The following is an 18,456-nucleotide window of genomic DNA, read 5'->3' on the forward strand; positions in this document are numbered from 1 at the left end:
TCTGGCGGACGAACGGCGGCATCGCCGGATGATACCGGCAAGACCATGCAGGCCGTGGGGCGCAGCGTGCCCGGCGGCTTTTACCTGGCGCCCACGAGCCGTACCTGCGTGATTTCCGAAGGCGCGCCAAGGCGCTTGGGCGGCCCCCAGTAGCCCGTGCCGCGGCTCGTGTACACCCACAAGCTGCCGAGCTTTTCGAGGCCCGCTGTGAACGGCTGCTGCAGCCGCACGAGGAAATTCCACGGGAAGATCTGGCCGCCGTGCGTGTGGCCGGAGAGTTGCAGCGTGAAGCCCGCGTCGGCGGCGGCGTGGGCCGTGCGCGGCTGGTGCGCGAGCAGCACGCGCGTGTTGACGTCGGCGGGCGCGTCGCGCAGCGCCGCCGCGGGATCGCTGCGGTGCGCGGGATCGAACTGGCCGCCCGTGAAGTCGGTCACGCCGGCCAGCACGAGCCGCGCGCCGCCATGCTCGATCACCACGTGCTGATTCATCAGCACCGTGAGGCCGATGCGGCGGAACTCGGCAATCCACGCGTCCGCGCCCGAGTAGTACTCGTGGTTGCCGGTCACGAGATACACGCCGTGATGCGCATGGAGCTGGCCGAGCGGCGCGGTGTGCCTGGCGAGATGCGCCACGCTGCCGTCTACCACGTCGCCCGTAATGGCGACCACGTCGGCGTCGAGCTGGTTCACGGCGCGCACGATCGCCTCGACATAGCCGTGCTTGATGGTCGGCCCGACGTGGATATCGCTCAACTGCACGATGGTGAAGCCGTCGAGCGCGGCGGGCAGGCCGCGAATCGGCACCTCGACGCTGCGCACGCGCGCGCGCCGCCGCGCATTGAAGAAGCCGAACCCGGTAGTGAGGAACGCAAGCGCGATGACCGCGGCGGCGCTCACGATGCGCCAGCCGGTGAGATCGATGGCGTGGGGCCACAGGGCTTCCACGGTCATGGCCGAGGCGAGCACGATGTCGCGCGCGATCGTCAGCATGAGCAGCGACGAGAAGAAGCCCATGGCGAGCATGCCGATCCAGGCGAGGCGGTCGCCGAGCGGCTGGCGCTTGAAGCGCCGCGCGAGCAAGCCGGGCGGGATGAACAGCACCGACAGGACGAGCCACAGCACGGCGAGCCATTTGCCGGCGGCGGGCACGGGCAGGTCGGGAATCAGGCGAAAGCCGACATAAGCGTGCAGCAGCACGCCAATGGCGATGAAGCGAACCAGAAACGAGAGTCGGGGCATGGCGGCGCGAACGGATGGGAGCGGACCGGCGTGAAGCCAGACCAACGTGGCCCGGCCAGCGTGGCCCGGCCGAAAACCCGGCGAACGGGGCAGCGCAGGTAGCTGCGTTGCATTCTACCGGCGCAGCAGACTTCGTGCCGCCAGGCGGCGGCGGTGAGTGGCTGCGCATGCCGCGATGCGTCATGAACCGGCCCGTCAACGTCGCATCGATATCGCTTCAACATACATGCATGCGTGTATGCATCGGCGTTCGCGCTTTGTCTCTTACGCGTGTGGCAGTGCGGCATTTCCCTGGATTGCCAGGGCGATCGCAGTCGTCGCACTATGTTCTCGTGGGGCCGGGCACACTCTATTAAACGTCCATTGAATCGGCCTCTGCGATGGACTATGCTCGAAATGAGGCCCGCGCTGTTTCGGGCGCTCTGGGGGAGACGGATCATGAAAGGCATCCGGCCAGTCACACATGGGCTGCACGAAGGGTTGCATGGTCGTCACGTCGGGCACGAGGGCAGCCATGTCATGCTGCCGATGGTTGGGCTCTCGATCATGGCCATCGCGCTGTATATCGCGGTCAAGCACATCGATATCATCGATATTGGCCGAAGCGCGTTGTTCGACGTCGTGATGGTGTTCGTCGCGCTCGGTATTGCCGGCATGTTCGGCGTGCTGGGGGCCTGGCTGCGATCTCGCACCACCGATGAGCCGGCAGAAGGCTTCTGCTTCGTCGGCGCGCTCATTGGCGCGGTGGTTTTCTACGTCGCGCTGCTCACCTGATTCGCTCTCTGGCGGGAAGCGAGGGCGCGCGGTAGCCGGCCGCGCCATGCGAAACTGCACGTTTCCCGCTCGATTCAAGCATTCTCGATGTTCGATCTTTTCGACGATACGCCGGCCCCCGACGTGGCGTGGCATCCGTCATGGCTCGCGCCTCGCGCGGCCGCCGAGGCGCTCGCGCGCATCATTGCCGAGGCCGACTGGCGCCAGGAACGCATTCGCACGCCCGGTGGCTGGGTGGACCAGCCACGCCTTACCGCCTGGCAGGGTGACGAGGGTGCGGTATACGTCTATTCAGGCATCCGAAATATTCCCCTGCCGTGGACGCGTCAGGTCGCCGAACTGCGCGACGCCATCTCTGCGCTTTGCGGCGTACGCTTTAACAGCGTGCTGCTCAACCGCTATCGCATGGGCACCGACAGCATGGGCTGGCACGCGGACCACGAACCCGAACTCGGCCCCGAACCGGTGATCGCTTCGCTGAGCCTCGGCGCGACACGGCGCTTCGACTTGCGTCACAACGCGACGGGCGTGGTGCGCTCTTTCCAGCTGACGAGCGGCAGTCTGCTCGTGATGCAGGGCAAGACACAGGCGCAGTGGCGGCATCGCGTGCCGAAAGAGCCTGCCGTGACTGGCGAGCGCGTCAACCTCACGTTTCGCGTGGTAACGCCCGGTTTGCGGAAGTAGGCTGCGAGATCGTGTTGGATGGGTGATCAATTGCCGATTTTCGACGCGGCGAGGACTGTTCGGCGCGCGGCTTCGCGTTAAAAAGAAAATAAGAATTTATGCGCATAAACGCCGTGGTCGGCGTTGGCATGGCTTTCAGGCGTCGTCGCCTAGCCGCCGCCGCACGATCGCGACGAGCCGCTCCAACGGCAAACCTGAGCCTGCGAGCGCCGCCACTTCGGGATACTGCTCACGGGCGATGTCTGTGAGCACCTGGCCGGGGGGCGCCTCTACCAGCACGCTGGCGCCCGACTCGATCATGACCGTGAGCGCGTCGTACCAGCGCACCGTGTAGCGCATGTTGGTGGCGAGATCGGCGCGGATCGCGTCGGCGCTGTAGAGCGGCCGGCCGCCGCGATTGTCCACGTACACGCCACGCGGTGCGCGAAACGCTATGTCTCGCGCCCACTCGGCGAGCGTCTCTGCAGCATCGGCCAATAGTTCGCAATGCGAAGGAACGGCTACTGCCAGCCGCTGCGCCTTGCGCGCGCCGGCGGCGAGCGCGCGGGCCGCGAAGGTTTCGAGGGCGGCATCGGCGCCCGCCACGACGATCTGGCGCGGCGCGTTGACGTTCGCCACGTACACCTGCTCGCCGCCCTCACGCGCATACGCGCCCGCGAGCGTTTCCACCTGAGTCTCGCTCAAGCCGGCAATGGCCGTGAGGCCATAGCCCGAGGGCCACGCGCTTTCCATCAGCTCGGCGCGTTTGCGCACCATGTGCAGCGCGTCGCCGAACGCCAGGGCCTCGCAGCTTACGGCGGCCGCATACGCGCCCACGGAGAGCCCGGCGCTGAACTGCGGCGCGAGGCCTTCTTGCGCGAGCGCGCGTGCCACGGCGACGCCCGCGACCGTGAGGCCGATCTGAACGGCGACCGTGGAGCGCAAGGCGTCGTCGCTATCGAGCGTGAGGACGTCGAAGCCAAGTGCGGCCGACGCCTCGTCGAGCGTGGCCCGTACCGCGTCGTGCTGCGGCAGTTTGTGGAGGAAGCCTGTGCTTTGCGCGCCCTGGCCGGGAAAGAGCAGGGCGAGCGTCATGGCGTGTGCCAAGGGTCGGCGACGAGTTGCGCGCCGCTCGAAGCGCGCGCCAGCACGCGTGGCTTGTGCGCCGCGAGTTCGGCCAGCGCGACGCCGCCCGCGGGCGTTTCGAGTTGAGCGTCGATGCGCGTGCCGGCGCGGCTGGCGGCTTGCGCGAGGGCTTGCGCGAGCGAGTCGATCGCCCCACGCGAGATGCGTTGTGGCAGGCGAATCAGGATGTCGAGATCGCTCGATGCCGTGAGGGTGGGCACGCCCGTGGCGAGCTCGAAACCGGCGCTGCCCGTGGGGCCCCAAACATGATTGCGCAACGGCGAGGCGGAGGTGCGCAGGGTTGCTAGCGCGATGAACGCAGGCAGCGCGCGGCGTGCGCGCAGGGGATCAACGTCGAGAAGATGTTCTGGGCTCGAATATGATTCGATATCCTCAATATTGACCCACGTGCCGAAGCGCTCCGAACGTACGCCGCCGCGCACACCCACGGCCACGAAGCCCTCCGCCGCGCACGTGCGCCGCACGACGACCCAGGGTGCGCGAGCGAGTGCGCCGCGCACCCAATCCGGTTCATTGTCGCCGTGCGCGAGACGCGCCACGCGCAGCAGGTCGTGCGCGCGCCAGCGCGCGTCGTCCCCACGTGGCGCATCAGCAGCGAACGGCGGGGCGGCGCACACGCGCATCAGCTAGCGTCCCACTGTTGGGCAAGGCGCTTGCGCACCTCGATCGATGCCGCGCGCGTACGCTGCGCCGACTCGCCCTGCAACCGATGCGCGAGACCGCTCTTGTCGCCGCGCGCTTCGCGCACCTTCTGCGCGAGCACATCGCGCACGCGAGCGATCTGTGCGTTGCTGGGTGCGTCCGCATCGACGCCTTCGATCAGTTCGTCGAGCAGACCGAGCTTCGCAAACGACGCCATCGAATACGACATCGGCACGATCTTTTCGCCGAGTGCGTCGAGGTCCTCCACGCTGCGCCGCGTGACGCGCGCCGCGGCTTCCTTGCCCATGGCGTGCACCATCGTGCCGGGCGCGTCGAGCGCGACGATGCGATTGGCCTGGTAGCCATGGGCGAGGAACGCACCCGACATCGCGGGCCCGACGATCAGCGCCACCACGGGATGCCCGGCGAGCCGCGCGCTCGCATAGGCGTCCACGGCGGAGGCACAGGCGAGGTGAATGCCGAGCATCTCCTCGCGATAGCCGTAGGCCTGGCTCTTCACATCCACGATCGCGATGATGGGGCGGCGCTTGCCGCTTGCGGCGTCTTCGGCAATCGCTTCGCGCACGGCCTTCGCGAGATACCAGCCTTGTTCGAGGCCCACCACGTTGTCGCGCGCGCGCGGGAAACGGTTCGCAGGATCGGGCACAACGGTGATGAAGCGCGCGGCCTCGTCGTTGAGCGGCGCATCGGCATATTGCACGCATGCGCCTTGTGTGTCCGTACCCGCGAGGGCGCGCAGCCAGCGTGCGCCGCGGCTCGTCGTCGTATCGTTCATGCGTTTTCTCCGCGCAGGTTCAGGGGCGAAGCAGTAAACACCGCACGCATCGTTTCAGGGGTGACGCTGGCGGGATCGATCTGCGCGAGCTTCGCTAGCGTGCCGTCCACATTCGCCGATCGCGGCGTGTGCGGCGCGCCTTGTGCAAACGCCGCGCGCACGGCGGCGCGCACATCGTCCAAGGCGTCATCGACGAGCGCATCGGCGAAACCCGTCTGCGCGCGTTGTTCGCCGCCGATCAATTGCCACACCTGGCGGCGGTCGCTCGAATCGAGTTCCTCGATGCCGGCTTCCTGCTCGATCACCTCCGGACCATTCATGCCGAGGCGGCCTTGCTTCGTCATGACGAGCGTCGAACATAGCGCGGCCGCGAGCGACATGCCGCCAAAACAGCCCACCATGCCCGCGATCACGCCGACCACGGGAACGTGCTTGCGCAACGCGACGATGGCCGACTGGATCTCCGCAATCACCGCGAGGCCGAGATTCGCTTCCTGCAGGCGCACGCCGCCGGTTTCGAACAGGATGACAGGCCGCACGATCTTGCCGCGCTCGCAGTCGGCGAGCGCCAGTTCGAGTGCGGCGGCGATCTTGCTGCCCGACACTTCGCCGATACTGCCGCCCTGGAAGGCCGATTCGATTGCGGCCACCACGGCGGGCTGGCCGTCGATGGTGCCGCGCGCGATCACCGCGCCGTCGTCGGCCTGGCAGACGATGCCCTGCAGCGGCAGCCACGGCGATTCGATACGGTCGAACGGCCCGAGCAGTTCGCGAAACGTGCCCGCGTCCAGCACAGCACGCGCGCGTTCGCGCGCGCTCAGTTCGATGAAGCTTTCGCGCAGCAGCGCGCCGGGCGTCAGTTGATTAGCGCTGCTCATGACTGCGCCTCCTGCGCGGCTTCCACGGCTTCCGCGAGCCGCAGCGCCACCACGCCGGGCGTGGCGCCGAAGTCGTTGATCTCGATGAGCGCCGCGCCGTCATAGCGCGTGAAGAAGCGGTCGAGCACGCTCTTCCAGATATGGCTGTAGCCGTCCACGCTCGTATGCACGACCACGCGCGCCTGCATGTCGCTTGCGGGCTGCAGCAGCACCTCGAGATCGCCCGAGCCCACTACGCCCACGTGAGCGCGCGTCGTCACGGCGCGTTGCGCCGGATAGTCGAATGTCAGTTGTTCCATGAAACCGTCCTTCCGCCCATGCGGTGCTGAACCAGTTTGTCGATGAAAAGCGTCGCGGCGAGCAGATCGGCCGCACCACCCGGCGATGCGTTGAGTGCGAGCAGCGCGCGTTCTAGCGCGTCGAACGCGGCACGGCCGGCTTGCGTGGCGACGCCACCCGCATCGCGCACGCGCTGCGCGCCCGCTTGCGCGGCCTCGCGCCCGGCGAGTCCCGCGCGGTGCAGCACACAGGTGTCGTCGAGCGAGGCCATGATCGCGAGCAGGGCGTCCACGCGCGCGTGGGCTTCGTCGTGGCCATGCGCGCGAGCGGCCTGCAGCGCGGGCAGGCCCACGCGCGCGACGTGCGGAAAGCCTTCTTGAGCTTCGCTGCGTGCACCGCCCACGTTGTAGCGCTGGCGCACGCGTTCCCCGTTGCTTTGCACGGGTTGTGCGAGCAGGTCGTCGTAGCGCGAGATCTGCGCAGCTGTCTCGCAGATATGTGCGGCATGCGCCCACGCGCTGTCGCTGCCTTGAGGCGTATGCACGATCGCCGCGCCGGCCACGAGCAGCCCGACGATCCAGATCGCGCCGCGATGCGCATTGCTGCCTTGCGTCGCGCGCATCATCGCAGCTTCGCCGGCGCGGCCGATGCGCGCGAGATCGGTGCGCAACGTTACGCCGGGCGTGGCCCCGCGCGAAGCGCGCGCGAGCGCTTCGAACGTGGGTTCGAGCGCGTGCGCCGAGCGCAGCATGGTGGCGAGATCCAGATCGTTGTGCGCGCCACTACCGCGTGCGTCCACGAGCGCGGGCTTCGGCGTGAGGCGCGCCTCTTCGATCAGCGCGTCGCGGGCCAGGCGTGCGAGCAGCGCTTCGGAGCAGGGCGCTTGCGAAGCGTCAGCGTAGGCAACGCGCCGCGCAAGGCCCGCCGAGCCCTCGGCAAGCACGGTAGAAGGAAGCGTGCGCATCGCCGCTTACCAGCTGCGGAAACGCGCAGGCGGCGTGTAGAGTCCGCCCGACCACGTGACCAGATCGTCGATGCTGCGCGCCGCGAGCAGCGAGCGCTTGGCCTCGCCGCGCAGAATGCCGAGGTCCTCGGGAAACTGCACAATGCCGCGGCGGCGCAGTTCGTCGGTTTTCTGCTGCTGCGCGCGCAGGCCGATGGGCGTCACGCCCGCCACGGCCGCGAGCGCGGCGCGGCGCTCGTCGATGCCCTCTGCGCGATGCAGGTGCGCAATGCCCTCTTCGGTCACGACGTGGCTGACATCGTCGCCGTAGATCATGACGGGCGCGACGGGCATGCCGCTCTTCTGGCCCACGGCGATGGCGTCGAGTTCGTCCACGAAAGTCGGCTCGCCGCCTTTCTTCCAGGTTTCCGCCAGTTGCACGACGAGCTTTTGGCCGCGCGAAACGGGTCCGTTGTCCTTGAGCAGCTTGAGCCACGCTTCGCTCGCATGGCGCCGCCCGCGCGGATCGTGGCCCATGTTCGGCGCGCCGCCAAAGCCCGCGAGCCGCCCGCGCGTGACGGTGGACGAATTCGCGTCCGCGTCGATCTGCAGCGTCGAGCCAATGAAGAGATCCACGGCATATTGCCCCGCGAGCTGGCACAACACGCGGTTCGAGCGCAAGCTGCCGTCGCTGCCGGTGAAAAATACATCGGGGCGCGCGGCGATATACGCTTCCATGCCTACTTCGCTGCCGAAGCAATGCACGCTTTCCACCCAGCCCGACTCGATGGCGGGAATCAGCGTGGGGTGCGGATTGAGGGTCCAGTTGCGGCAGATCTTGCCCTTGAGACCGAGCGACTCGCCATACGTGGGCAGCAGCAATTCGATCGCGGCGGTGTCGAAGCCAATGCCGTGATTGAGCGCGGTGATGCCATAGGGCGCGTAAATGCCCTTGATGACCATCATCGCGGTGAGCACCTGCAAGTCGCCAATGTGACGCGGGTCGCGCGTAAAGAGCGGCTCGACCGCGAACGGGCGGTCGGCCTGCACGACCACGTCGACCCACGAGCCGGGAATGTCCACGCGCGGCAGTTCATCGACGATTTCGTTTACCTGAACGATCACGATGCCCTGGCTGAATGCGGCAGCCTCGGCGATGGTCGGCGTGTCTTCGGTATTCGGGCCGGTGTAGAGATTGCCGTGACGGTCGGCCTTTTCGGCGCACAGCAGCGCGACCTGGGGAATCAGGTCCACGAACATGCGCGCGTACAGCTCCACATAGGTATGGATCGCGCCGACTTCGAGCTGGCCGTCTTCGAGCAACTGCGCGACGCGCAGGCTCTGCGGCCCCGCGAACGCAAAGTCCACCCGGTGCGCAATGCCGCGCTCGAACAACGTGAGATGCTCAGGACGGCTGATGCTCGAAATCAGCAGATGAACGTTGTTGACCTTGGCCGGATCGGCCTTTGCGAGCGAGCGTGAGAGGAAGTCGGCCTGCTTCTGGTTGTCGCCTTCCAGCGCGACGCGGTCACCTGGGCGGATCAGCAGTTCGAGCGCTTCGGTCATGCGTGAGGTGGGCAGGACGCCGTCTTCGAGCCAGCCGGAAATGGCGGCGAGGCGGCGGGCCTTTTCGTCCCGGCGCGTAGTCCACGAGCGTGGCGCGAGGTCAGGCGAGGTTGGCGTATCAGCTTGAGGCTTCATCGGCAGTTCGGCTCCGTGAGCGGGAAGAGGCGGCGCGCGGCTTGGCGGCGGCAGTGTGTGCCGAAGGCGGCACTGAAGTTGCCACTGAGGTTGCCACTTCAGGAAGCGCGGCGCGCTCGGTCAGGAAACGGTAGATGAGTTCGCCCGTGCCGAGCAGGTGCTCGGCCACGAGCTTTTGCGCGGTGGGCACGTCGCCGCGCTTCACGGCGGCAAGAATTTCGGTATGCTCACTATCGGATTCGCCCTTGTATTCGGGAAAGCCGAATTTCAGGCGCAGATAGCGTTCTCCGCGGCGATGCAGCGCGGTGAGCATCTCCATCAACTGCGGGCGGCCGGCGGGCGCGTAGAGGCTCATGTGAAACGCCTCGTTGCGCGCGACGTAGAGCGACGGATCGCGTTCGCGTTTCGCGGCGGCGGCCAGCGCCGTCACTTCGCGCAGCGTGGCGCTCGTGTGATTCGGAATGGCGAGGCCGAGCGCGAGGCTTTCGAGTGCGGAGCGGATCTCGTAGATCTCGCGCGCTTCGTCGGCGGAAAGCGAGGCCACGCTCGCGCCCTTGTTCACCTCGATCTTCGCCCAGCCTTCGCTCGCGAGCTGGCGCAGCGCCTCGCGCACGGGGATTGCGCTGACCGAAAAATGCCGCGCGATCGCGTCCTGACGCAGCGGCGCGTCGGGCGCGAGCTTGCCCTCGACGATCGCGCTGCGCAAGGCGTCGGCGATCATGCGCGAGGTGCTGGTGCGGGGCGCGGCTGCGCCTTCCAGGGGAAAACCATTCGTTGCGTCGCTCATGAGATCACATATTATATATAAAACGACCAAGGCGAAAGCCTCGAAAACCCGCAACACGGAAACACCAGATTCACTATAGACGGGTAAGAAGAACGGGGGCTTACAGGGAGTTCCTGAACACGGCTGGCACTGTCGCGGCCTGCATTTCCGCGTTTCGCGGCGCGCGTGCGCATCCTGCTGCGCGTGCTGGCGAGGCATCAAAGGAGAGAGGAGCATCATGAATTCGATTACCGGGTCCGCGGGGCGAACTCGCACCAAGACACCGCTCAACCGGTCGCAGATCGCCGGTTTCTGGGGCGCCTGGGCAGGCTGGACGCTCGACGGGATGGACTCGTTCATCTACGCCCTCGTGCTCACGCCCGCGCTTACGGAGCTGTTGCCGCGCTCGGGCTATGAGGCGAGTGCGGCGAACATCGGGCTTGCCGGCTCGATCCTGTTCGCGCTCTTCCTCGTGGGCTGGGGCCTGTCGTTCATCTGGGGGCCGCTCGCCGACCGCTTCGGCCGCACGCGCGTGCTGGCCGGCACCATCTTCATGTTTGCGATCTTCACGGGACTTTCGGCCACCGCGCAGAGCGTGTGGTCGCTCGGCTTCTATCGTTTTCTCGCGGGCGTGGGCATCGGCGGGGAGTGGGCGCTCGCGGGCACCTACGTGGCCGAATCGTGGCCCGAAGACCGCCGCAAGATGGGCGCGGGCTATCTGCAGACCGGCTATTACGCGGGCTTCTTCATTGCGGCCGCGCTCAATTACACGGTCGGCGTGCACTTCGGCTGGCGCGCCATGTTCCTCACGGGCGCGGTGCCGGTGGTGGTGGCGATTCTCGTGCTCACGCGCGTGGAGGAACCGGCGAAGTGGCAGAAGTCGGAGGCGAGCCATGTGCATCGCGGCCGTCCGCTGCGCGAAATCTTCGGCGACGTGTATCGCATGCGCACCGTGGTGGCGTGCGCGTTGCTGACCATTGCGATCATCGGCTTGTGGGCAGGCGCGGTCTATGAACCGTCCGCCGTGATCCAGCTTGCCACGAAGGCGGGTGCGAACAAGGCCGAGGCGATCCGCACGGCTTCGATCGCCACGGGCATCCTGTCGATCGGCACGATCCTGGGTTGCCTCGCATTGCCGCCCTTGGCCGAGCGCATTGGCCGCCGATGGACGCTCGCCGTCTATTTCGCGGGCATGGCCGTGACGATCGCGGCAAGCTTCGGCTGGGCGTTTTACCTGGAGAACGGGCTCGTGCCGTTCATCGCGTTGCTCTTCGTACTGGGCTTCTTTGGCGGCAACTTCGCGCTCTTCAGCCTCTGGCTGCCCGAGCAGTTCGAAACGCGTGTGCGCGCCACGGCGTTCGCGTTCTGCACGTCGTTTGGCCGTTTCGTGGGGGCGGGCGTGAACTTCCTGCTTGGTGCCGCAGTGCTGCGCATGCACACGCTTGGCGTGCCGGTTGCGCTCACGGCGCTGGCCTTCGTGCTCGGACTCCTGATCATTCCGTTTGCGCCGGAAACGAAGGGTCAAACGCTGCCTTCGTAACCTCAGTGCGGCGCGTTGATTAGCGCCGCGCCTTCACGAGCCTCGGCGGCAACAGGCGCCAGCCGAGATTGACGCCGAGGCTCGCCGCCACGATCAGAACCATGCCCGCAAGCTGCGGCACGCTCAGCGCGCGGCCGTAGACGATCGCATCGACGGCGATCGCGGTGAGCGGATACACGAACAGCAGCACGGCGATCACGGGCGTGGTCAGCATCGGCAGCGCGCCGTAGATCAGCACGTACGAAAGCCCCGTGTGCAGCACGCCCATGCCCACGAGCCAGCCCCATTGCGTGGCCGAGATATGCGCGAGTTCGAGCGGCGCGAAAAACGGCGCGATGAGCGGCAGGCACACCGAACCCACCACGCATTGCGTGAGCGTCAGCAGATGTGGGCGAAAGTTGCGCAGGCTCTTGGCGATGAGCGTGACGCTCGCATAGAGCACCGAGCCGCCCAGCGACTCGCCAATGCCGATCATGTAGCTCGTGCGGTCGGCCACATGGGTTTCCGCAAGCACGCCGGAAGCGAGCACGAGCCCCGCGAATGCAATGCCGATCCAGCCCAGCCGGTCGGCGCCGAGCCGCTCGTGAAAGAGCGCCGCACCCATCAGCACGACCCAGAACGGCTGCACATGGAACACGACCGTCGAAACGGCGATGCTCGTGCGATGGATCGCGTCGAAGAAGGCCACCCACTGCGTGACCATCAGCACGCCTGAGATCACCGCGAGCGCGAGCGTGCGGCGCGTGAACTGCCGCGGCGAGAGCCAGCCCTTATAGGCGCAGTACGCGGCGAGCGCGAGCATGCCGAAAAAGCAGCGGAAGAACACGAGCGTGAGCGCGCCGAGGCGCGCCTCTTCGACGAACACGCCGATCGTGCCCATCAAGAGGCCGCCGCCCGCGAGCATGAGGACGCCTTGCTGGCGGTTGCCGTGATGTTCGGATTGCATGGCCGGAGCGGGGGAATCGAAAGTGGGTTGGGGACACGCTCAGTATTCGCCAGTTGCGGGTCGCGGGCAAACGAATTAAATTGAAGAATTCCATCAATGCAGCTTATGAATGGTCACCGCAGGCCATTCGTTGCCTGACGCGCCTCACGTATGAACCCCGAATTCGACATCGATTTGTTGCGCACCTTCGCCGCCGTGGCGGACGCGGGCAGCTTCACGAAGGGCGCCGTAGCCGTGCATCGCTCGCAGGCGGCCGTGAGCATGCAGATCAAGCGGCTCGAGCAGATGCTCGGCACCTCGCTGTTCACGCGCGACACGCGCAATCTCGCGCTCACGCGGCCCGGCAACACGCTGCTCGAATATGCGCGGCGCGCGCTCGATTTGCAGGAAGAGGCATGGGCGGCGCTGGTGCGGCCCGAGGTGACCGGGCGCGTGGTGCTCGGCGCGCCCGACGACTACATGGCGTCGCTGCTTTCGCCGGTGCTGCGGCGCTTTTCGACCCTCTATCCGCACGTGGAGATCGAGATCGTCTGTGCGCAGAGCGTAGCGCTTGGGCCGATGCTGGCGGAAAACAAGATCGACATCGCGTTCGTCACGCGCGACCGCAAGATGCGCGGCGAATTCGTGCGGGCCGAGGAGATGGTGTGGGTGGGGTCCGCCACCGACCCCGCGCCGCTCGCCATGTCGCCGCTGCCGGTGGGGCTTTACGAGCATGGCAGCGTGGCGCGCGCGCATACTGTGGCGGCGCTCGACGCCGCGCACATCCGTTACCGCGCCGCGTATAGCAGCGCCAGTTTGATGGGTTTGACGGCGACGGTGGAGGCAGGCATTGCGATCGTCGCGCTCACGCGTTGCAGCGTGCCGTCGCGCTTCGCGATTCTCGGCGAGGCGCAGGGCCTGCCAAAGATCGAGCCGCTTGAGATCGTGGTGGCGCGCAGCGTCAAATCGAATCGCCCGACGTGCGACTACCTCGCGCAGCAGATGGTGCAGGACCTTTCGGTGCCGCGTCAGCGCGGGTAGACGCTCACTTCGCCGCCCACCGCGAGCCGCACGCGCTCGCCTTCGCGTGGCGTGCGATAGCCGGGCACGCGCGCACGCACCGTTGCGGGCGCATCGATCAGTTGCAGCGTGAGCGCGGCGTCCTGGCCCTGGAAGGTGATGGCGCTTACCACCGCATCGAGCGCGCCGTCGCGCTGGGCGGCTTCGGGTAGCACGTCGATCTGCTCTGGGCGCAGCATGACGTCCACGGCGCCTTCTGCGCCATACTGGTCTTGCTGGATCGGCAGCGTGCCGAGCACGCAATGCGCGAACCCGTTGGCCACCGTACCCGGCAGCAACACCGCTTCACCGATGAAGGCCGCGAGTTCGCGCGTGGCCGGGCGGCGATAGAGCATTTGCGGCGGCCCGCTTTGCAGCAGTCTTCCGCGCCACAGCACGGCGACCTCGTGGCCGAGCGAGAGCGCCTCGGCCTGGTCGTGCGTGACGAGCACGGCGGTCGCGCCGGCGGCGGCGAGCGCGCGCGCCACGGCTTCGCGCGTTTCGACGCGCAGCGCGGCGTCGAGCGACGAGAACGGCTCGTCGAGCATCACGAGGCCGGGCGAGGGCGCGAGTGCGCGGGCGAGCGCCACGCGCTGCTGCTGGCCGCCCGACAGCTGTTGCGGCGCGCGCGATGCATAGGATTCCGGAAGACCGACGAGTTCAAGCAATTCGGCCACGCGATGACGTGCGCGGCGCTGCGCGCGCGGCAGGCCGAACACGATGTTCTCGGCGACCGTGAGGTGCGGAAAGAGCGCACCTTCCTGCGGCACATAGCCTATATGACGCTGCTCGGTCGGCAAATGCAGCCGGTCGCCGGCCACGCGGCGGCCGTCGATTTCGATCGTGCCGGCGTCGGCGCGCTCGAAGCCGCACAGCACGCGCAGTAGCGTGGTCTTGCCGCTGCCCGAAGGCCCGAGCAGCGCGACGAGCGAACCCGACCGCACGGAAAGGTCGATGCCGTGCAGAACCGGATGACCGTCGAAGGCCTTCTGCAGGCCGGAAATGCGAAGTGTGCTCATGGTCTCAGGCGTCGTGGGAGGGCGCGTTGGCCGTATCGACCGACAGGGTCACGGGTGCATGGCCCGCGAGCGCGGAGCGGCCTGCAAACGCGAACAGCAGGCCCGAAGCGGCGAGCGAAAGCGCGGTGAGCAGTGCGGCATAGGGCGCGGCGGCCGCGAAGGCGAGCGTCGAGGTGTCGGTCCAGACCTGCGTGGCGAGCGTGTGTGTGCCGATCGGCGCGAGCAGCAGCGTGGCGTTGAGTTCGGTGACCACCGAGATGAAGACCATCGAAGCGGCCGCGCCAAGGCCTGGGCCCGCGAGCGGCAGCACGACGCGGCGCAGCGTGGCGAACCAGCCGAGGCCAAGTGCGCGCGCCGTATCTTCGAGGCGCTGCTGCGCCTGCATGAGCGCCGCGCGCACGCTCACGAGCGCAAGGGGCAGGCAGAGGATCGCGTACGCCGTAATCAGCAGCGTGGTGCCTTGATAGAGCGGTTCGAGCGCACGCACGGCGAGCGAGACGATGGCCAGTGCGATGACGAGACTGGGTACGCCCTGCGCAATGAAGGCCGTGCGTTCGAGAAACGTGGCGGCGCGGCCGGGATAGCGAGCAAGCAGATACGCGAGCGGCAGCGCGAGCAGTACGGTGAAAAACGCAGCGGTGAGGCCGAGGCGCAGCGAGGCGAACGTGGTCGAAACCAGCAACTCCGGCGAGACATCGGCGGGCGTGATCGCAGCCGCGCCGGGCTGCGTGAGCCAGTAGCCGATCATCGCGAGCGGCACGCCGAGCGTCGCCACATTGAGCGCGACGAAACCTGCCGCAACGGGCCAGCGCCAGCGGCCGAGCGCATGGCGCACGCTCGCGCGGCGCGCGCCGCGATCCACGCGCTCGTAGCGCGAGCGCCCGCGCACGCGAAACTCGAGCACGAGACACACGAGGCAGAGCAGGATCAGCACGCAGGCCAGCAGCGAGGCGCCCCCGCCATCGAAGCTCGTGCGGTATTCCGCGTAGATCTCGGTGGTGAACGTGCGAAAGCGCAGCAGCGTGAACGCGCCGAATTCGGACAGTACGCCGAGCGCAACGAGCAGCATCGAGCCGAACAGCGCAGGCCGCAATTGCGGCAACACGACACGCACGAAAACGGCCCAGCGGTTGCAGCCGAGCGCGCGCGCCGATTCTTCGAGCGCGGGGTCGAGGCCGCGCAGCGCGGCGGCCACGGGCAAATAGACGAGCGGGAAGTACGCCGTCGTGATGACGATGAACGCGCCGAGAAAGTCCTGCAGATCGAGGCTCAGCGACACCCACGCATAGCTCGTGACAAACGCGGGCATGGCGAGCGGCGCGGCGGCGAGGAGCGCCCACGCGCGCCGCCCGGGCACGTCGGTGCGCTCGACGAGCCATGCCACCGCGGTGCCGAGCACGGCGCAAGCGAGCGTGGCCGAAACGGTGATCGAGAGCGTGTTGACGAGCAACTCGCCCACCAGCGGCCGGAAGATCAGTTCGGCGGCGTCGGCCAGACCGAAGGAGAGCGCGCGCCAGAACGTCAGCGCGAGCGGCAGCAGCACCAGCAGCGGGCCGAGCGTGGCGGCGGCAAAGAGCGCGCGCGGCACCCGCCGCGGCGCGCGTTGGGGAGGGCCAGCCGCGACATCCACTTGATGAGCCTCGGGTACGGCCTGCGCCGTAGTGACTGCTTCGCTCACGATCTTGCTTCGAACTCCATACGGTTTACAGCAGGCCGGCCTGGCGCAGCAGCTTGCCTGCCTGGCTGTCGTCGCCGAGCTGCTGGATGGTCAGCGCGGGCGGCTTCAGCTGGTCGAACGGCTTGTTGATGGGATCGCTCGCCACGCCGGGCCGCAGCGGGTACTCGTAGCTGATATGGTTCTGCGCCATCAGCTTTTGCGCGCGCTCGCTCACGAGGTAGGCGAGGAACTTCTGCGCACCGTCCACATTGTGCGCGGACTTCATCACTGCGGCGCCCGAGACGTTGACGAGCGCGCCCACGTCGCCATCGGCGAAGTGCGCGACGGCGCTTTGCGTCTTCTTGTCGCCGATCTCGGCGTGCAGGCGGTCCCAGTAGTAGTTGTTGATGATGCCGGTGGCGACGGCGCCACGGTTCACGGCAGCAACCACGCCTTCATCGTCGTCGAAGATCTGCGAGTTGGTCTTCAGGCCCTTGAGCCATTCGAGCGTCGCGGCTTCGCCCTTCATGGCGAGCACGGCATCGACGAGCGGCAGGAAGTCGGCGTCGCTCGGCGCGATGCCAACCTTGCCTTTCCATTCGGGCTTCGCCAGATCGAAAATCGATTTCGGCAATTGCGCGGGCTGCACTTTGACCGTGTTGTACGCGAGCACGTTCTCGCGCGCGGTCACGCCGACCCATTGTCCTTGCGGCGAGTTAAAGCGTGCGGGCACGGCTGCGAGCGTGGCTTGCTGGACGGGAGCGAGCAGGCCCTTTTCTTCCAGTAGCATCAATTCCGGCGAATTCTCGGTGAAGTAGACGTCGGCGGGCGTCTTCTCGCCTTCGGCGACGAGCTGCGCCGCAAGCGCCGGGCCTTCGCCGCTGCGGATCTTCACGTCGATGCCGGTCTGCTGCTCGAAGTCCTTCGCCAGCTGGTTCACGACCTGCTCGTGCTGCGCGTTGTAGAGCGTGATCGACGCGGCGTGCGCGGCGAGCGGCAGCATGCCCGCGAGCGCGAGCGAGAAGGCGGCGGCGCGCAGCGGCGCGCGCATCATGGAAATTTTCATATTGCTTCGTTGTCCGTTGTTATCGAATGATTTCAAGCGATCTCAGGCGCTGAACAGCTCCGCGCCGATGAACGAGCCCACTTTCGCGCCGGGCGGGCACGCGAAAATCGCGCTGCCCACGTGCGTCGTGAACTGGTTCATCATGTCGAACTTCGCGAGGCGCTCGTTGATCGGAATGAAGCCCGTGCGCGGGTCGCTCTGGTGCGCAACAAAGATCAGACCCGCGTCGTATTCGGTTTCCTGGCGCCACGGTGGCCAGCGCTCGATATAGAAGTCCGTGCTGTCGTTGTACGAGTAGGAGCGGCGCAGGATCTGCGCGCCGTTGTTCGACGCGCGGTTCGAAAGACGCACGTGCGAATTCTCGGGAATCAGCGGGTTGCCGTCCTTGTCCTGCGCTTCGAGATCGACGTTGTCGAACTCCTTCTTCTGCCCGATAGGCGCGCCGCTGTACTTGTGGCGGCCGAACACCTGCTCCTGGAAGCCCAGTTCCATCTGGTCCCAGTGCTCCAGCGTGATGCGGATGCGGCGCACCACCGTATAGGTGCCGCCTTGCATCCACGGCGCGTCGGCGGCCGTGGCCCAGACGAACTGGTTCATTGCCTTCGGGTCGGTGGTCGGCGGATTGTTCGTGCCGTCCTTGAAGCCCATGAGGTTGCGCGGCGTCTGCGCGCGCGGGCCCGAGAGAAAGCCCGCCTGGCCCCAGCGCATCGTCAGGATTCCGTAGCCTTGGCGCGCGAGTTGGCGCACCGCGTGGAAGGCCACCTGTGCGTCGTTGGCGCACGCCTGCACGAAGAGATCGCCACCGGTTTTTTGCGCGATCAGCTGGTCGCCATTGAAGCGCGGCAGGTCGACGAGCGCGGCAGGGCGCTTGTGCGCGAGACCATAGCGATCCTTGTCCTGCGACGTGAAGAGGCCGGGGCCGAAGCCGAACGTGACCGTGAGACCCGCCGGGCCGAGGCCCAGCACGTCGCCGGAATCGGGCGCGGGGTGGTCGTCGCCGGTGCCGTCCAGCGACGCCGCCGGTTGCGCCTGGCTCATGCGCGCCGCGGACTCGGTCCACTTGCGCAGCAGATTGACGACGTCGTCGCGCGAGGTCGTCGTGAGGTCGAAGGCCGCGACATACGTGTGCGCCTGCTGCGGCGTCACGATGCCGCCCTGGTGCTCGCCGTAGAACGGCTCCACCGCGAGCATCGGGTCGGCGGGCATGGCGTGGTGCCTGGCCTCGGCGGCCTGGGCGAGGCCGCTCGTGGCCGCGCCTGCGCCAAGGCTCGCACCGACGCTTGCACCCAACGCGGCGCCGGCTTTCAGGAAGCCGCGCCGCGCCAGGCGCGTTGGGTTGTTGGGAGTATCGTCGGAGGACATGA

18 protein-coding genes are annotated in these 18,456 nt (G+C 67.3%); 4 read left to right on the forward strand and 14 right to left on the reverse strand.

Annotated features, from left to right (window positions below):
- Positions 1–80: 80 nt before the first annotated feature.
- Positions 81–1,238 carry a metallophosphoesterase gene (locus tag U5A58_RS09515; RefSeq protein WP_321961254.1) on the reverse strand — a complete coding sequence of 386 codons (1,158 nt, stop codon included), beginning with the start codon at positions 1,236–1,238 and terminating at the stop codon, positions 81–83.
- A gap of 438 nt (positions 1,239–1,676) precedes the next feature.
- Between U5A58_RS09515 and U5A58_RS09520 the strand changes: the two genes are divergently transcribed.
- Entirely contained in the window at positions 1,677–2,012 is a 336-nt protein-coding gene (locus tag U5A58_RS09520) for a hypothetical protein (protein WP_321916822.1), read from the forward strand.
- A gap of 87 nt (positions 2,013–2,099) precedes the next feature.
- Positions 2,100–2,696, forward strand: coding sequence for an alpha-ketoglutarate-dependent dioxygenase AlkB family protein (locus tag U5A58_RS09525; RefSeq protein ID WP_321961255.1), 597 nt, complete (start codon positions 2,100–2,102; stop codon positions 2,694–2,696).
- A gap of 135 nt (positions 2,697–2,831) precedes the next feature.
- Here U5A58_RS09525 and mdcH read toward each other — a convergent pair whose 3' ends face one another.
- The 8 genes from mdcH to U5A58_RS09565 are packed head-to-tail and all read right to left on the reverse strand — an operon-like array spanning position 2,832 to position 9,847.
- Positions 2,832–3,770 carry a malonate decarboxylase subunit epsilon gene (gene mdcH / locus U5A58_RS09530; protein WP_321961256.1) on the reverse strand — a complete coding sequence of 313 codons (939 nt, stop codon included), beginning with the start codon at positions 3,768–3,770 and terminating at the stop codon, positions 2,832–2,834.
- The gene (locus U5A58_RS09535; RefSeq protein ID WP_321961257.1) at positions 3,767–4,444 is read right to left on the reverse strand and encodes a malonate decarboxylase holo-ACP synthase; all 678 of its coding nucleotides are present in this window, start codon (positions 4,442–4,444) and stop codon (positions 3,767–3,769) included. The genes mdcH and U5A58_RS09535 overlap by 4 nt, the downstream gene beginning before the upstream one ends.
- Positions 4,444–5,259: a biotin-independent malonate decarboxylase subunit gamma gene (gene mdcE / locus U5A58_RS09540; protein WP_321961258.1), complete on the reverse strand. Its 816-nt coding sequence runs from the start codon at positions 5,257–5,259 to the stop codon at positions 4,444–4,446. Before mdcE ends, U5A58_RS09535 begins: the two co-directional genes overlap by 1 nt.
- Positions 5,256–6,137, reverse strand: coding sequence for a biotin-independent malonate decarboxylase subunit beta (locus U5A58_RS09545; RefSeq protein WP_321961259.1), 882 nt, complete (start codon positions 6,135–6,137; stop codon positions 5,256–5,258). Before U5A58_RS09545 ends, mdcE begins: the two co-directional genes overlap by 4 nt.
- On the reverse strand, positions 6,134–6,436 hold the full coding sequence (locus U5A58_RS09550; RefSeq protein WP_042265098.1) for a malonate decarboxylase subunit delta: 303 nt from the start codon (positions 6,434–6,436) through the stop codon (positions 6,134–6,136). The genes U5A58_RS09545 and U5A58_RS09550 overlap by 4 nt, the downstream gene beginning before the upstream one ends.
- Positions 6,424–7,380, reverse strand: a complete 957-nt coding sequence (locus U5A58_RS09555) for a triphosphoribosyl-dephospho-CoA synthase (RefSeq protein WP_321961260.1) — start codon at positions 7,378–7,380, stop codon at positions 6,424–6,426. The genes U5A58_RS09550 and U5A58_RS09555 overlap by 13 nt, the downstream gene beginning before the upstream one ends.
- A gap of 6 nt (positions 7,381–7,386) precedes the next feature.
- A complete protein-coding gene (mdcA, locus tag U5A58_RS09560; RefSeq protein ID WP_321961261.1) occupies positions 7,387–9,060 on the reverse strand; it encodes a malonate decarboxylase subunit alpha in 1,674 nt (557 codons plus the stop codon).
- Entirely contained in the window at positions 9,044–9,847 is an 804-nt protein-coding gene (locus tag U5A58_RS09565) for a GntR family transcriptional regulator (RefSeq protein ID WP_321961513.1), read from the reverse strand. The genes mdcA and U5A58_RS09565 overlap by 17 nt, the downstream gene beginning before the upstream one ends.
- A 217-nt stretch (positions 9,848–10,064) precedes the next feature.
- On the opposite strand from U5A58_RS09565, the gene U5A58_RS09570 reads away from it, so the two are divergent.
- Positions 10,065–11,366 (forward strand): MFS transporter, encoded by a 1,302-nt coding sequence (locus tag U5A58_RS09570; RefSeq protein ID WP_321961262.1) that lies wholly within the window; start codon positions 10,065–10,067, stop codon positions 11,364–11,366.
- A 19-nt stretch (positions 11,367–11,385) separates the two neighbouring features.
- On the opposite strand, the gene U5A58_RS09575 is transcribed toward U5A58_RS09570, so the two are convergent.
- Positions 11,386–12,312, reverse strand: a complete 927-nt coding sequence (locus tag U5A58_RS09575) for a DMT family transporter (protein WP_321961263.1) — start codon at positions 12,310–12,312, stop codon at positions 11,386–11,388.
- Between the two features lie 150 nt (positions 12,313–12,462).
- Here U5A58_RS09575 and U5A58_RS09580 point away from each other — a divergent pair, with 150 nt between their 5' ends.
- Positions 12,463–13,332, forward strand: coding sequence for a LysR family transcriptional regulator (locus tag U5A58_RS09580; protein ID WP_321961264.1), 870 nt, complete (start codon positions 12,463–12,465; stop codon positions 13,330–13,332).
- Here U5A58_RS09580 and U5A58_RS09585 read toward each other — a convergent pair.
- The 4 genes from U5A58_RS09585 to efeB form a co-directional block, all read right to left on the reverse strand.
- Positions 13,320–14,369, reverse strand: coding sequence for an ABC transporter ATP-binding protein (locus U5A58_RS09585; protein WP_321916846.1), 1,050 nt, complete (start codon positions 14,367–14,369; stop codon positions 13,320–13,322). The two genes, U5A58_RS09580 and U5A58_RS09585, sit on opposite strands and share 13 nt — an antisense overlap.
- 4 nt (positions 14,370–14,373) lie before the next feature.
- Positions 14,374–15,999: an iron ABC transporter permease gene (locus U5A58_RS09590; RefSeq protein WP_321961514.1), complete on the reverse strand. Its 1,626-nt coding sequence runs from the start codon at positions 15,997–15,999 to the stop codon at positions 14,374–14,376.
- 73 nt (positions 16,000–16,072) lie between these two features.
- Positions 16,073–17,092, reverse strand: coding sequence for an iron ABC transporter substrate-binding protein (locus U5A58_RS09595; RefSeq protein ID WP_415774197.1), 1,020 nt, complete (start codon positions 17,090–17,092; stop codon positions 16,073–16,075).
- A 42-nt stretch (positions 17,093–17,134) separates the two neighbouring features.
- Positions 17,135–18,454, reverse strand: coding sequence for an iron uptake transporter deferrochelatase/peroxidase subunit (efeB, locus tag U5A58_RS09600; RefSeq protein WP_321961265.1), 1,320 nt, complete (start codon positions 18,452–18,454; stop codon positions 17,135–17,137).
- Between the last annotated feature and the right edge of the window lie 2 nt (positions 18,455–18,456).

Source organism: Paraburkholderia sp. J7, assembly GCF_905220155.1.
GTDB lineage: Bacteria > Pseudomonadota > Gammaproteobacteria > Burkholderiales > Burkholderiaceae > Paraburkholderia.

Bases quoted from the DNA above. Each gene is read 5' to 3' on its own strand.
- U5A58_RS09515 (WP_321961254.1), bottom strand. From the start codon at position 1,238: ATGCCCCGACTCTCGTTTCTGGTTCGCTTCATCGCCATTGGCGTGCTG.
- U5A58_RS09520 (WP_321916822.1), top strand. From the start codon at position 1,677: ATGAAAGGCATCCGGCCAGTCACACATGGGCTGCACGAAGGGTTGCAT.
- U5A58_RS09525 (WP_321961255.1), top strand. From the start codon at position 2,100: ATGTTCGATCTTTTCGACGATACGCCGGCCCCCGACGTGGCGTGGCAT.
- mdcH (WP_321961256.1), bottom strand. From the start codon at position 3,770: ATGACGCTCGCCCTGCTCTTTCCCGGCCAGGGCGCGCAAAGCACAGGC.
- U5A58_RS09535 (WP_321961257.1), bottom strand. From the start codon at position 4,444: ATGCGCGTGTGCGCCGCCCCGCCGTTCGCTGCTGATGCGCCACGTGGG.
- mdcE (WP_321961258.1), bottom strand. From the start codon at position 5,259: ATGAACGATACGACGACGAGCCGCGGCGCACGCTGGCTGCGCGCCCTC.
- U5A58_RS09545 (WP_321961259.1), bottom strand. From the start codon at position 6,137: ATGAGCAGCGCTAATCAACTGACGCCCGGCGCGCTGCTGCGCGAAAGC.
- U5A58_RS09550 (WP_042265098.1), bottom strand. From the start codon at position 6,436: ATGGAACAACTGACATTCGACTATCCGGCGCAACGCGCCGTGACGACG.
- U5A58_RS09555 (WP_321961260.1), bottom strand. From the start codon at position 7,380: ATGCGCACGCTTCCTTCTACCGTGCTTGCCGAGGGCTCGGCGGGCCTT.
- mdcA (WP_321961261.1), bottom strand. From the start codon at position 9,060: ATGAAGCCTCAAGCTGATACGCCAACCTCGCCTGACCTCGCGCCACGC.
- U5A58_RS09565 (WP_321961513.1), bottom strand. From the start codon at position 9,847: ATGAGCGACGCAACGAATGGTTTTCCCCTGGAAGGCGCAGCCGCGCCC.
- U5A58_RS09570 (WP_321961262.1), top strand. From the start codon at position 10,065: ATGAATTCGATTACCGGGTCCGCGGGGCGAACTCGCACCAAGACACCG.
- U5A58_RS09575 (WP_321961263.1), bottom strand. From the start codon at position 12,312: ATGCAATCCGAACATCACGGCAACCGCCAGCAAGGCGTCCTCATGCTC.
- U5A58_RS09580 (WP_321961264.1), top strand. From the start codon at position 12,463: ATGAACCCCGAATTCGACATCGATTTGTTGCGCACCTTCGCCGCCGTG.
- U5A58_RS09585 (WP_321916846.1), bottom strand. From the start codon at position 14,369: ATGAGCACACTTCGCATTTCCGGCCTGCAGAAGGCCTTCGACGGTCAT.
- U5A58_RS09595 (WP_415774197.1), bottom strand. From the start codon at position 17,092: ATGAAAATTTCCATGATGCGCGCGCCGCTGCGCGCCGCCGCCTTCTCG.
- efeB (WP_321961265.1), bottom strand. From the start codon at position 18,454: ATGTCCTCCGACGATACTCCCAACAACCCAACGCGCCTGGCGCGGCGC.